Source organism: Arthrobacter sp. Z5-13, from assembly GCF_056499105.1.
Map to the genome: position 1 here is coordinate 2,005,555 of NZ_CP096460.1, position 13,559 is coordinate 2,019,113.

The 13,559-nt window shown below is 62.0% G+C and carries 13 protein-coding genes; 12 read left to right on the top strand and 1 reads right to left on the bottom strand.

The window, feature by feature from the left end:
- Positions 1 to 48 precede the first annotated feature (48 nt).
- The 10 genes from M1E02_RS09545 (at position 49) to M1E02_RS09590 (ending at position 10,469) form a co-directional block, all read left to right on the top strand.
- On the top strand, positions 49 to 1,875 hold the full coding sequence (locus M1E02_RS09545) for a glycerol-3-phosphate dehydrogenase/oxidase (RefSeq protein ID WP_479377790.1): 1,827 nt from the start codon (positions 49 to 51) through the stop codon (positions 1,873 to 1,875).
- Between the two features lie 157 nt (positions 1,876 to 2,032).
- On the top strand, positions 2,033 to 2,782 hold the full coding sequence (locus tag M1E02_RS09550; protein ID WP_479377791.1) for an MIP/aquaporin family protein: 750 nt from the start codon (positions 2,033 to 2,035) through the stop codon (positions 2,780 to 2,782).
- Positions 2,783 to 2,875: 93 nt separating this feature from the next.
- Positions 2,876 to 4,390 carry a glycerol kinase GlpK gene (glpK, locus tag M1E02_RS09555; protein ID WP_479377792.1) on the top strand — a complete coding sequence of 505 codons (1,515 nt, stop codon included), beginning with the start codon at positions 2,876 to 2,878 and terminating at the stop codon, positions 4,388 to 4,390.
- A gap of 362 nt (positions 4,391 to 4,752) precedes the next feature.
- A complete protein-coding gene (leuS, locus tag M1E02_RS09560) occupies positions 4,753 to 7,278 on the top strand; it encodes a leucine--tRNA ligase (RefSeq protein ID WP_479377793.1) in 2,526 nt (841 codons plus the stop codon).
- Positions 7,279 to 7,334: 56 nt separating this feature from the next.
- The gene (locus tag M1E02_RS09565) at positions 7,335 to 8,378 is read left to right on the top strand and encodes a DegV family protein (RefSeq protein WP_479377794.1); all 1,044 of its coding nucleotides are present in this window, start codon (positions 7,335 to 7,337) and stop codon (positions 8,376 to 8,378) included.
- A gap of 10 nt (positions 8,379 to 8,388) precedes the next feature.
- The gene (locus M1E02_RS09570) at positions 8,389 to 8,724 is read left to right on the top strand and encodes a hypothetical protein (RefSeq protein WP_479377795.1); all 336 of its coding nucleotides are present in this window, start codon (positions 8,389 to 8,391) and stop codon (positions 8,722 to 8,724) included.
- A gap of 167 nt (positions 8,725 to 8,891) precedes the next feature.
- Complete coding sequence (locus M1E02_RS09575) at positions 8,892 to 9,284, top strand: hypothetical protein (protein ID WP_479377796.1); 393 nt, start codon at positions 8,892 to 8,894, stop codon at positions 9,282 to 9,284.
- A gap of 34 nt (positions 9,285 to 9,318) precedes the next feature.
- Positions 9,319 to 9,588 carry a hypothetical protein gene (locus M1E02_RS09580; RefSeq protein WP_479377797.1) on the top strand — a complete coding sequence of 90 codons (270 nt, stop codon included), beginning with the start codon at positions 9,319 to 9,321 and terminating at the stop codon, positions 9,586 to 9,588.
- A gap of 84 nt (positions 9,589 to 9,672) precedes the next feature.
- A complete protein-coding gene (locus M1E02_RS09585; protein WP_479377798.1) occupies positions 9,673 to 10,074 on the top strand; it encodes a DUF7793 family protein in 402 nt (133 codons plus the stop codon).
- 44 nt (positions 10,075 to 10,118) lie between these two features.
- Positions 10,119 to 10,469 (top strand): YciI family protein, encoded by a 351-nt coding sequence (locus M1E02_RS09590; protein WP_479377799.1) that lies wholly within the window; start codon positions 10,119 to 10,121, stop codon positions 10,467 to 10,469.
- A gap of 115 nt (positions 10,470 to 10,584) precedes the next feature.
- Here the strand turns inward: M1E02_RS09590 and M1E02_RS09595 are convergent, their stop codons facing one another.
- A complete protein-coding gene (locus M1E02_RS09595; protein WP_479377800.1) occupies positions 10,585 to 10,839 on the bottom strand; it encodes a hypothetical protein in 255 nt (84 codons plus the stop codon).
- A 698-nt stretch (positions 10,840 to 11,537) separates the two neighbouring features.
- Here M1E02_RS09595 and M1E02_RS09600 point away from each other — a divergent pair.
- Positions 11,538 to 12,359: a ComEA family DNA-binding protein gene (locus tag M1E02_RS09600; RefSeq protein WP_479377801.1), complete on the top strand. Its 822-nt coding sequence runs from the start codon at positions 11,538 to 11,540 to the stop codon at positions 12,357 to 12,359.
- 11 nt (positions 12,360 to 12,370) lie between these two features.
- The gene (locus M1E02_RS09605) at positions 12,371 to 13,513 is read left to right on the top strand and encodes a hypothetical protein (protein ID WP_479377802.1); all 1,143 of its coding nucleotides are present in this window, start codon (positions 12,371 to 12,373) and stop codon (positions 13,511 to 13,513) included.
- Positions 13,514 to 13,559: the final 46 nt, after the last annotated feature.

Genomic DNA, 13,559 nt, shown 5'->3' on the forward strand with positions numbered 1-13,559 from the left:
GCCGTGCCTGTGGGCGCGCCGCATAGGACCAAACCCAAAGGAGTTGTTTTGGGACACAAGGAATCACCTGGCCATCAGGCCTCTCCCCGGCATCGCCCAACCGTGGACAGTCTGCGTCAGCGGCCCCGGGCCCAGGTTCTCATCATCGGCGGAGGCATCAACGGCGTCGGGACTTTCCGTGACCTTGCACTCCAGGGGGTAGACGTGGCGCTCGTGGAGCGCGGCGACTATTGCCAGGGGGCCAGCGGTGCGTCATCGCACATGATCCATGGCGGTATCCGCTACCTGGAAAACGGCGAGTTCCGTCTTGTCCGGGAATCGGTGGTGGAGCGCAACCGGCTCCTGCGGATCGCTCCCCACTACGTAAAGCCGTTGCAAACCACCATTCCCATCTTCAGCACTTTTTCCGGGATACTGTCTGCGCCCCTGCGCTTCCTGACCCACAAGCAGCAGGGCAAGCCCAAGGAACGTGGCGCCTTCCTGATCAAGGCGGGGCTTACCCTCTACGATTCCTTTTCCCGCGATGGCGGCAACGTTCCGCGCCACGAGTTCCGCGGACGGAAACGCGCTTTGGCTGAACTGCCCATGCTGCATCCAAGCATTAAGTACACCGCCACCTACTTCGACGCGTCAGTCCACAATCCTGAGCGTCTGACCCTCGATGTGCTCCAGGACGGCGAAAAGGCCGGCAGCGGAACCAAGTCGGGTACTGCTGACGCCAGCGCCCGGGCCAGCAACTACGTGTCCCTTGTTTCGCACCAGGAGCCTGCACCAGCCACCCGCACGGACACCGGCACAGGCACCACCGTGCAGCTCAGGGACGAGCTGACCGGCGAACTGTTCGACTTCACGGCTGACGTCATTGTTAACACCACCGGAGCGTGGGTTGACCTGACCAACCAGGCAATGGGCGCAGCGTCAGCGTTCATGGGCGGCACCAAGGGTTCCCACATTGTCCTGGACCACCCGGGATTGCTTGCTGCCTGCAGCGGCCGCGAGATCTTTTTTGAGCACACCGACGGCAGGATCGTCCTGATCTACCCGATGGGGGACCGGGTGCTCGTCGGAACTACTGACATTGACGCCGATATGTCACAGGACGCGGTATGCACCGATGCGGAAATCGACTATTTCTTTGAGCTGATCGGACATGTTTTCCCGGATATCAGCGTTGACCGCGGTCAGATCGTGTACACGTTCTCAGGGGTGCGTCCGTTGCCTAAGCATGATGAGACGCAGCCCGGGTTCGTCAGCCGCGACTACCGGATCGAACGCCAGCCAATGCAGCAGGTCCCAGAGGGCGCCGCGGGCAGCAGCAGCGGCGCAGTTTTGAGCCTGGTGGGTGGCAAATGGACCACGTTCCGGGCGCTGGCGGAGCACCTCAGTGATGACGTGCTCGCCGAGCTGGGAATGCAACGCAGGATCTCGACGGCGAAACTGGCGATCGGGGGCGGCGCAGGGTTCCCCGAGACTGAGGCCGGAGTGCAAAAGTGGATCAAGGCCCACATGTCTGCAGGTCGCGACGCCGACCGGGTTGCAGTGCTGCTGACGCGCTACGGCACGAGGGCCGAGGAAGTTATCTCCTACCTCGACGCCGGGCCCGACCGGCTCCTTCACTCGACGCGCGAACTCAGCGTCCGGGAGCTCGAATTCATGGCACAGCATGAACAGATCGGCCACTTGGTGGACATACTGATCCGCCGCACATCCCTTGCCTTCCGAGGACTCGTAACGGGCGAACTGCTGAATGAAGTGGCCGATGTCCTCGCCGTTCCTCTCGGCTGGGGACCAGCAGCGCGTGCAGCCGAGATCCGCCACGCCCAGGACGTCCTGAACCGTTTCCACGGTGTCCAGGTCCATAGTCTGGTGGCCTGATTAACTTGCGTGCCCGGGTTATCCCGGGCGCAAGGACTGTGCGGAAGCTGAAGTGGCTTCCGGTGCAGCCGTCGGCCGGCAGTTCGGCATTGCTGCCGGCCTCAACAGCCCTTCAAACCCGCGAGGGGCTGACAACAGAAAATAGATGGAGTCAAAGATGTCTCTTGGAATAGTCTTCCTTTCCGAAGTCTTCGGAACCGCAATGCTGACCCTTCTGGGTTGCGGCGTTGTTGCCAACGTGGCGCTCAAGGGCACCAAGGGCAACAGCGGCGGCTTCCTCATGGTCACCTGGGGCTGGGGTATTGCAGTCTTCGCAGGTGTTTTTGTTGCCGCCAAGTCCGGTGCTCACCTGAACCCGGCCGTCACGCTGGGCCTGCTGGTCAACGGCAAGAGCGAGTATGCGCCAGGCGTCCCGGTTGATGTCGCCTCAACGTTGACGTACTTTGGCGCAGAACTGCTTGGTGCCTTCCTTGGCGCCGTAGTCGCCTGGCTCGCTCACAAGCAGCATTTTGACGTTGAACCGGAGCCCGCCAGCAAGTTGGCCGTATTCTCTACCGGCCCGGCTATCAGGTCCACGCCTTGGAACCTCGCCACGGAAATTATCGGAACCTTTGTGCTGGTGTTTGTCATCCTCACCTTCGGCGGCACGCCCAATGAGCTGGGACCGCTCGCTGTGGCACTCCTCGTTGTAGGTATTGGTGTTTCACTCGGTGGTCCCACCGGATACGCCATTAACCCTGCCCGTGACCTGGGCCCGCGCATTGCCCACGCCCTGCTTCCCATCAAGGGCAAGGGCTCCAGCGACTGGAGCTACTCATGGGTTCCGGTGGTCGGGCCTCTCGTCGGTGGCTCCCTCGCCGGTGTTGTGGCTGCAGTGGTTCCGATCATCGCCACTGCGGCGTCGTGAAATCCACCCCTTGAGACTCATAGTCCCGCGGGTCGTTCCAACTTCCTCCACACTCAACTGCACAGCATTTGAACTACAGACAAGGACGTCATAATGAACCAGTACGTAATCGCCATCGATCAGGGCACCACCAGCACCCGTGCCCTGGTCTTTGACCACAGTGGCAACATTGTTTCCTCGGGCCAGATGGAACACGAGCAGATCTTCCCTCAGGCCGGCTGGGTGGAGCACGACCCCGCCGAGATCTGGAACAACACCCGCGAAGTCATCGGCTCTGCCCTTTCCAAGGCGAACCTGACCCGTCATGACATCGCCGCCGTCGGCATTACCAACCAGCGCGAAACTGCTGTGGTTTGGGACAAGACCACTGGCGAAGCCGTCTACAACGCGATCGTCTGGCAGGACACCCGCACCCAGGGCATTGTGGACGAACTCGCCAGGGACGGCGGGCCTGAGCGGTTCAAGCAGAAGGTCGGCCTGCCGCTGGCCACATACTTCTCCGGCACCAAGATCAAGTGGATCCTGGACAACGTCGAGGGCGCACGAGCCAAGGCCGAAGCAGGCGACCTGGTGTTCGGAAACACTGATGCGTGGGTGCTGTGGAACCTGACGGGCGGCGTCGACGGCGGCGTGCACGTCACCGACGTCACCAACGCCTCCCGGACCATGTTCATGGATCTCCAGACACTGCAGTGGGATCAGGAGATCCTGGACGCATTCGGTGTACCGGCCAGCATGATGCCCGCTATTAAGTCCTCCTCCGAGGTCTACGGGAACGTGCACACCTCCCAGTTGCTGCGTGAAGTTCCTGTCGCCGGCATCCTGGGCGACCAGCAGGCTGCCACGTTCGGCCAGGCCGCGTTCCAGACCGGGGAAGCCAAGAACACCTACGGCACGGGCTGCTTCCTGATCTTCAACACCGGTGAGGAGATCGTCCATTCCAAGAACGGCCTGCTGACCACTGTGGGCTACAAGCTTGGTGACGCCGCACCGCACTATGCGCTTGAAGGTTCCATCGCGGTCACCGGTTCGCTCATTCAGTGGCTCCGGGACAATCTGGGCATGATCAGCAGCGCCCCCGAGGTGGAGACCCTTGCGGCCTCAGTTGAGGACAACGGCGGCGTCTACATCGTGCCGGCATTCTCGGGCCTCTTTGCACCGTACTGGCGTTCAGATGCCCGCGGCGCCATCGTTGGCCTGACGAGGTATGTGAATAAGAACCACATCGCCCGCGCTGCCCTGGAGGCAACGGCCTTCCAGACCCGCGAAGTGCTCGACGCCGTAAACGCCGACTCCGGTGTCCCGCTCACCGAACTGAAGGTCGACGGCGGCATGGTCGCCAACGATGCCCTCATGCAGTTCCAGGCGGACATCCTCGGCGTCCCGGTCATTCGGCCCAAGGTTGTGGAAACGACCTCCCTGGGTGCCGCGTATGCGGCCGGGCTCGCCGTCGGATTCTGGAAAGACCTCGGGGAGCTCTCGGCGAACTGGTCCGAAGACAAGCGCTGGGAGCCCAAGATGGACCAGGCCGAACAGGACCGGCAGATGCGTCTTTGGAAGAAGGCTGTGACCAAGTCCATGGACTGGGTCGACGAGGACGTGAAGTAGCGCGACGAGGTTAACAGAGGGGCCGGTGACTCCCGCCCGCCCGCTTCGCGGTGCCCACCACACCCTGGCGGGGAGTCACCGGCCCCTCTTTCTGTCTCTCGCGCTCCTTCGTCCTTGTGGCGACTTACGTTGGGGATGGGGGTGGTGCGCTAAAGTAGTTCTATGCGTGCGATCCTTCTGCTTAGCTAGCCGCCCGGTATCCCGAATCCATAGGAATACCGAGCGGCCGCCCCTCCCTGTCGAGGGGCTTTTGTGTGTCTGGGGCTGGCGGACCGGCACCAATGCGGACAGCAGGGGATCAAGGGCCGGGCGAAACAGAAGCCGGCCGTACGAAAAGCGGTACAGAACAGAAGAGGGCAGCAGTGAGCGTTCAGCCGGAAACAGACACCGGAACAGCATCAGCCGCAACGGCCGGGCCCGAAGAGGGTGCCTACAGCTTTGCGGCCATGGAAGCCAAATGGCCGCAGGTGTGGGAAGACCTCAAGGTCTTCACACCGGTCGACGACGGCTCCCGCGAGCGCCGCTATGTGCTCGACATGTTCCCTTACCCTTCCGGGGATCTCCACATGGGCCACGCAGAGGCGTTCGCCATGGGCGACGTCGTCGCGCGCTACCTGCGCCAGAAGGGTTACGACGTCCTGCACCCGATCGGCTGGGATTCCTTCGGCCTGCCTGCAGAGAACGCCGCTATCAAGCGCAACGCCCACCCGAGCGAGTGGACCTACGCCAACATCGACACCCAGGCGGCTTCCTTCAAGCGCTATGCCATCTCGGCCGACTGGTCGCGGCGGCTGCACACCTCCGACCCCGAGTACTACCGCTGGACGCAGTGGCTGTTCAAGCGGTTCTACGAGCGTGGGCTGGCCTACCGCAAGGACTCCCCGGTCAACTGGTGCCCCAAGGACCAGACAGTGCTGGCCAACGAGCAAGTGGTCAACGGTGCCTGCGAGCGCTGCGGCACCGCCGTCACCAAGAAGTCTCTGAACCAGTGGTACTTCAAGATCACCGACTACGCGGACAGGCTCCTGGACGACATGGAGCAGTTGCGTGGACACTGGCCTGAGCGCGTACTGGCTATGCAGAAGAACTGGATCGGGCGCTCCGAGGGAGCCCACGTCAACTTCGTCATCGAAGCCGAAGGTGGCAAACCCGCCAAGGACGTCACAGTCTTCACCACGCGCCCTGACACCCTCTACGGTGCAACTTTCTTCGTGGTCGCCGCTGACGCGCCTCTCGCCGTCGAACTTGTTACCGAAGAACACGCCGGCGCCCTGGCGGCGTACCGTGAGCAGGTCAAGTCGCTCACCGAGATCGAGCGCCAGTCCACAGAACGCGAAAAGACCGGAGTCTTCACAGGCCGCTATGCCGTCAACCCTTTGAACGGTGAAAAGCTGCCTGTCTGGGCCGCGGATTACGTCCTGGCCGACTACGGCACTGGTGCCATCATGGCCGTGCCTGCCCACGACCAGCGCGACCTCGACTTCGCCAAGACTTTTGACCTGCCTGTGCGGGCCGTGCTGGATACCGGCGAGGAGGACCCGTCCGTCTCGGGAACTGCTACAACGGGCGAGGGTACGCTGATCAATTCCGGTGCCCTCGACGGCCTGCCCAAGGCTGAAGCGATCCCGACTGCCATCAGCATGCTTGAAGCGCAAGGGACAGGGGAGAAGTTCGTCAACTTCCGCCTCCGGGACTGGCTGCTCAGCCGCCAGCGCTTCTGGGGCACTCCCATCCCCATCATCCACTGCGTGGAGTGCGGCGAGGTGCCCGTCCCTGATGAGCAACTTCCCGTCACCCTGCCGGGAGACCTCCGCGGTGAAGACCTGAATCCGAAGGGGACGTCGCCGCTTGCTGCGGCCGAGGCCTGGGTCAACGTTGAGTGCCCGGAGTGTCACGGTCCTGCCAAGCGGGACACCGACACCATGGACACGTTCGTGGACTCCTCCTGGTACTTCCTGCGTTTTGTATCCCCGCACTACACCGAGGGTCCTTTCGATCCAGCCAAGATCAACGACTGGATGCCGGTGGGACAGTACGTGGGCGGTGTCGAGCACGCCATCCTCCACCTGCTGTACGCACGGTTCTTCACCAAGGTCATCCACGACCTGGGCTTGATCGAAACCAGCGAGCCTTTCACCGCCCTGCTGAACCAAGGCCAGGTCCTCAATGGCGGAAAGGCCATGAGTAAATCCCTGGGTAACGGGGTGGACCTCGGCGAGCAGCTGGACAGGTACGGTGTGGACGCCGTTCGCCTGACCATGATCTTTGCTTCTCCTCCGGAGGACGACGTTGATTGGGCGGATGTCTCGCCGTCGGGATCCGCTAAATTCCTGGCTCGTGCGTGGCGCCTTGCCCAGGATGTTGCCAGCGAAGCGGGCGTGGATCCTGCTACGGGTGATCGTGCCCTGCGTTCAGTGACACACCGGGCCATTGCCGATGCCGCAACGCTCCTGGATAACAACAAATTCAACGTTGTGGTGGCCAAGCTCATGGAGTTGGTCAACGCCACGCGCAAGACCATTGATGCCGGTGCCGGTGGTGCGGATCCCGCAGTGCGGGAAGCGGCCGAAGCTGTTGCCGTGATCCTTAGCCTGTTCGCGCCTTACACGGCGGAGGATATGTGGAACGTCCTCGGTCACCCAGCCTCGGTAGCCAACGCCGGTTGGCCCCCCCACGACGAAACACTGCTGGTACAGGAAACCGTCACAGCCGTGGTCCAGGTGCAAGGCAAGGTTCGGGACCGGTTGGAAGTATCTCCGGATATCTCCGAAGACGAGTTGCGTGAGCTTGCACTGGCCTCTGAGAACGTCCAGCGGGCACTTGACGGCAAGGGCATCCGCACTGTGATCGTTCGTGCGCCTAAACTGGTCAACATCGTCCCGGCCTAGCCGGGTACTCGGCTCCCGGTACGTCCGGGAGCCGAACTGACCTCAGGAGGTGCTTGGTGGCAGAACGCGAACCCGCGGGCTGGCCTTGGCTGAGGGAACGGCTTGTTCGCCTTCGAAGTGTCAACCGGCCGGGAGGCCCCCCCGCAGTCCCCGCCGCCGTGGTGCGTACGGCTGTTGTAACAGACTCTGCAGCTGCCTTGCCGCGCGAATGGGTTGATGCGCTGGCAGACGGCCGGCTCAGCGTCATCCCCATGCCTGTCATGGTTGGCGAAGAGATTTACGGCGAAGGTGAAGACGACATCGCCGAAACTATTGCGGTGGCCCTGGCATCGGGGCAGTCAGTCAAGACCTCACGGCCTTCCCCGGGGCAGTTTGAACAGGCATATCGTGCCGCGCTTGACCGCGGGTTCGAGGCCGTTGTGTCTATCCATATCTCCGGCGAGCTGTCCGGAACAGCCGACTCCGCACGACTCGCCGCGGGCCGGGTGCGGATTCCTGTGGAGGTCCTTGATTCCCGGACTGTGGGAATGGCGCAGGGGATGGGTGTTCAAAGCGCGGTGGAAGCTGCCGCGATCGGGCTGTCTGCCGCCGAGGTTCGAAGCGCGGCCGAGGAGCGCCTGGCCCACACCAAGGTGTACTTTTACGTTCCCAGCCTGGAACAACTGCGCCGCGGCGGCAGGATCGGGGCAGCAGCTTCGCTCCTCGGAACCATGTTTTCGATCAAGCCTTTGCTGGGAGTCGAGGATGGCAGGATCACCCCGCTCGAGAAGGTCCGTTCCGCAGCGAGGGCCGTGGCACGGCTTGAAGAGCTGGTGGCGGCCGACGTCGGCAAGCGTGCCGCCGGCAAGGCTCGGTTGGCTGTGCACCACTTCGGCAATGCGGGGGAGGCCGAGCAGCTGGCCGGGCGTTTGTCCGCATCCCTGGACGGCGTCGCCCCGGTACAGATCAGTGCACTCCCTGCCGTCCTGGCCGCCCACGCAGGACTCGGAGTACTGGCAGTCATCGTTGGCGAGGGAAGTGACGCCGACGACGCCGTGTCGCCTCTTGAGGGCGCCGCCCCCGCGGCGGGGAAGTCACCCAAGGGCAAGCTTTCCACATAAGGTTCTAAACATGTCAGCTAGTTCGATACCCCCGACCAAGAGCAGCCTCTCCACTCCGATGCGGTGGATAAGTTACCTGTGCGTTCCGGTAGTGATTGTTCTGCTCACCGTCCTGCTGCTTCCATTCGTGGAACAGGCCGAGGAGGAGGTTGAGGTGACCTACGGCGTGGAGATCACAGAGACGACAGGGTCGCTCATGAACAAGAACATCATCTTCACTGATGATGACGGGAACAGCCTCAAGTGCCCGATGCCCAGCAAGAGTGACCTCCAGAACAAGGCCCCCATGCAGTGCAAGGATCGCAACGGTGTCGGCCACACGGTTGAAGCAATCAGGCCCGTGTAGCCACCGGAGCTGTTGGTGGACAGTCGGGAATGCGAGGCACGGTTTCGTAGCCGCAAGCAATTCACGCTCACTGGACAAGGCCGCGAGGAGCTGGACCGCGCGGCGGCAGCTTGGCACAGGATGAGCCAGGCCCTCACCGAAATCCGAACAACCAGACAGGAACAGCCATGAGCTACGAGCGAAACCTAACTTTCAACCTTAGGATCCGCGGGTTGTCGGAACCCGAGATCACGGAAGTGCTCAGCGATGTGCGGGCTCATCAGGCATCAGCCGGAACCTCAGCGGTAGCGGAATTCGGCACAACCGAGGAGTACGCCAAGCAGTTCCCCAAGAAGAAACGGCGGACACCGGGAAAAACCATAACGACTGTCGGAGCAGCGTTGGCAATCGCATATTTTCTACTAGTGGTCGTCCTGATGCTCCTATTTAGAATCGACATACGCGACTTCGTGGGTCCGATCACACTTATGCCTGCCGCCATATTGATCCTGGGCAGCGTTGTGACGGGATTTTTGACTGACTATTTCAGGCCCGCGCAGACGTACAGCGCGGCTCAATAGCTCCGACGCAGTCCGCGCCGACACGCCGCAGTCTGTGGCTGGACCCGTCACCGTCGAGGTGCCTCCGCTGACGGCTGGCCCGTGGGACGTACAGGTGAGCCTGCCGGAGGAGGTCGAGGACCTGCTGGGCGCGGACGCGTACGCGAGCCTGGAGGAGCGCTTTGCCGCCGTGCCGGGCGTGCGGAGAGTTGTATTCGAGGACCGCGACCCGCTGGTGCTTTCGACAGATGGACTCGAGCCCGAGGAGCTCAGGCGCGCCCTCGACGGTGTGCTGGTGGGGCTCGGCCGGCCTGACGTGGCATAGAGGTGGATGCCGAGGCGGCAATTGGCTGCGGATCTTCAAGAAGACCATTAGTCTTAGCTCCACAGGATGCTGGGGGAGCAAAAAATGAAACCGATTACTGTTGACGGCGGCAAGGGAACCGTGGAACTCGATGCCGAGGGAGTTCTCCATCTTGTGTGGAAGCCGGGGACCGTTCTGCAGGCCGATGATGTGCATGCGGCGATAGCAAAGATCAATGAGCTTGCCGAGGGTGCCGAGTTCCCGATGTTGATCGACATGAAGAACACCCAAGCGGTGACCCGCCAAGCCAAGTCCGTTTTCAGCGTCAAGTGCGCCGCATCACGAATTGCCCTGCTTGGCTCAAGCCCACTCAGCCGTGTCATTGCCAACTTCGCCATGTCACGTCGGACACTCCCATGTCCCACTAGATTTTTCACCTCCCGCACTGAGGCCATGGACTGGCTACTCCAGGGCCCCTTCGCTGACGCCGGTGTGGCAGGGGAGTAACCGCGGGACCGTCTGTTTCCTATCCAAGGAACTGAGAGGAACGCATGCCTGAATTCGCTGTACTGATCTATGCAAACGACTCCTTGCACGCACCTAAAGCCACGAAAGAGGAGCTCAAGGAGTGCGACGAGCATTTCGACTCACTCGTCGCAACCGGTCGCATGCACATCGCGTATGCCCTCACGCCGCGGGACCATGCGCGCACGATCCGAGCGGCCGGCCGCGCAGATGGCCCTTATGGCGGGGACGGTGACGTCGTCGCCGGGTTCTACATCCTGAACGCGACGGATATCGACGAAGCGCTAGACCTGGCCCGCAAAGATCCTTCCATCCTTACCGGCGGTGGAGTGGAGGTCCGCCCTGTGCACAGCGGCGGAGTCGTCACCCCTACCTGAGGTAACGCCGTCGAAATCCACGCTTGCCGTTTGTTGCAAAAGTGAATACAAAAGCGGCTGCACTGGATGACCGGCTGCCGGGCTGGAGGTCAGGACGGACCGCAGCTCTCGATGATTACGCGGCCGCTATCCAGGCAATTAAGGATCCAACTGCCAGCACCAGAAAAGCCAGGATCGGAAAGGCAGCGCTCAGCATGACGACGGTTGTGGCGAGCCACTGGCGAGGACTCTTCCGTGCCTTCGCGACGATGGCGAGGGGTAGGGCCAGGAGGACCAGTGGCGCCCAGATCCAGAACGAAAAGATGGGGTACAGCAACGCTGCCCATTCTTCACTGGTGCCGCCTTTGGCGGTGCTGGAGACGTTCGCCATGGAGGCAAGCAAGTAGGTAAGCTACCAACCCCTTCATCCATGCGCCGGCCGCGAACGAGCCAAGGTCCGTTTGAGCCCACGGGAAGAAGGGAGGTTTCCCTTCCGGTGTCATGCGCGCCGCACGCAGTTCTTCCGGGGACAGATTCACGTAATAGGAAAAGTGAACCAATCCTGAAGCATCGGATGAACGCCGCTCGACGCCGGTGGCTGCTTCCCTGAGCACCCAGCTCCGGCTATCACGCTCGATGCAGTGAGTGGTGTTCTTCGTGGAAGATCTTAAGGTACCGGCACTTTCCGCCCGGGCCGTAGTGCGGCCTGTCGTAGTTGTACGTCATCGGCCAGCAGGCTCAGATGGCTCGGTGGAACGCAGAGTAAAAACAGCTTTGGCGGCGAAAGCCGCGCCGGCCAGCAGGTTCGCGACGGCCGAAACGGTGGAGTACCAGACCCCGTTGGAGCCAACTGCAGCAAATACGCCGATGAGAAAGAAAATAACTGCCCCCAAGCGACCAAATGAGCGTTTCTCTTTTGGTGTTATTCATGGTTTCCACCCCTAAAGGAACCAAACTCGCACGGGTGCTGGAGTAAATCCGACGTCAACAAATCCCAGGACAACGGCGAAGGGCATGTCGCTAAAAAGCTTTCCACATAAGGACGACGCCGACTGTCCTGGTCGGTGACACTCTCCTAGCGTGGGTTCCATGTCACGTCGGAATCCGGGAGCCGCACCGAGCGCCGACCGAGCCCGGCGCGTGCTCGTAGGAAATGACACGGACGTCAGCGGGCTCCTGGATGGGAGTGCCTTGGTGGATGCGCCTGACTTGGGGGAGGGCGGCCCCGGTCACCCACCGCGCACGCGCTGGCGAACCGGTAAGCGTGCAGGGCTCTTGATTGCCTCCATCGCAGTGATTCTGTCCGGGTGGTTTTGGTGGTCAGCCGTCGGCAATAGCCCCCAGGTAGTGCCGCTTAGCTCAGTATCAAGTGCTGCCGCAGAAGGCCAAAGCGCCCCGGAAACGTCGGATTCTGTAACCTTAGCGACCGGTAGCGGGGCGACGGAGGGACCTGAGGTCGTGGGAAAGATCGTGATCCACGTTGCGGGAGCTGTGCACACGCCCGGGGTCGTCGAATTGCCCGCCGGCAGCAGGATTCACGAAGCGATAGGGAGAGCCGGTGGGAGCTTGCCCGGCGCCGACCTGAACCAGCTCAACCTCGCGGCCGTTCTGACAGACGGGCAGAAGGTTCATGTTCCTTTGCTGGGCGAACAGCTTTCCGACGACGCGGCGGGGAAGGACGTGGATGAAGACGCCACGGGTTCCGGGGCGACGGCAACGGGCAAGATCAATCTCAATACGGCATCAGTGGACCAACTGGGCACCCTGCCCCGGGTCGGCCCTGTGCTCGCTCAGCGCATAGTCGACTGGCGAAAGGAGCATGGAGTCTTCAAGACCGTGGAGGAACTCGACGCGGTGGACGGGGTGGGGCCGAAAATGCTGGAAGCGCTCCTTCCTCTCGTCACGGTCTGAGGGAATTGAATATGACGCGGGTAAGCCCCTGGAAGCGGTACGTGGATGCCGCCGTTTATCCTGGGCATCACGCAGATGCCCTTACCGAGGACGCCCATATACCGGGAAAGCAAAGCGGGCCGCGCGCAGGCAGCGCGGCCCTCTCCAAACGGTCAGCGTGGAAGGAGAATATCCGGGAGAAGCTGCAGGACGCACAAGCTTCCAGCGGAGGCACCGGCAACCAAGGCAGTGCACAGCCTCTCAGACGCGGCGACTTCCGCCTCGTGCCTCCGGCGGTCATTGCTTGGTTAACAGCCGTTGCCGGACTCTGGCTGGGGCCCGCCGGACTTGTGGTCCTCAGTGCAGGACTGATCGCGGCCGGCGGCGCTCTGTTGGCCTGGGCGTGGCATGCCTACTTCAAGGCAAGAGCGGGTCATACCCGGGGGAGGACGCGCCATGCAAGGCAGCCGCCCGGACGCAGTCTCCGTGCAACGCTGGCCGTTTCCTTCTTGTTGGCAGCTGCTGTCGCGGGTCATTCGGCCGGAGCGTCAACCCAAAGATATGACGGTGCCTTGGCAGATGCTGCATCGACGAAAGCAGCCGTCATAGCCGAACTCACAGTGGAGGCTCCCCCCAGAAAGTTGTCCGGTCCGGGCAACTCCGGAGCCGGTGAAAGATGGGCCACGAACGTCACGGCGCATTCCTTGACCGTCAAGGGCAATGTCATCTATGCGCGGGCACAGTTGCTCGTGATGGGTGGGGATGAGTGGCAGAACGTGCGGGCAGGGCAGCAGGTGCGCACCACAGGCAAGCTACGATCCCCGGACGGCGGCCAGGTGGAAGCGGCGATATTGTCCAGCACTTCGGCGCCCGTTGTCCTGGCTCCGGCGGGTCCTTGGAACAACGGCCCGGCCGCACTCCGTGATTCGTTCCGGGAAAGCAGCTCGTCATTACCGGGAGATTCCCGGGGCCTGCTGCCTGGCATGGTGACCGGTGACACGAGCAGCCTTGATAACGACCTGAACTCAGCCATGAAAACAGTGGGGATGACCCACCTGACAGCTGTCAGCGGCAAGAAGATTTGCAATTTTATATGGGTTCAAAACGGGGCAATTTTGAGCGTTCCCGCAGGTCAAAGCGATTTTTGCTACCCATCTCCGGCAAATAGTTTGTGATCACTAATGTTCATTTTTGAGGTACTTGATGCGCCGATGAGACTTC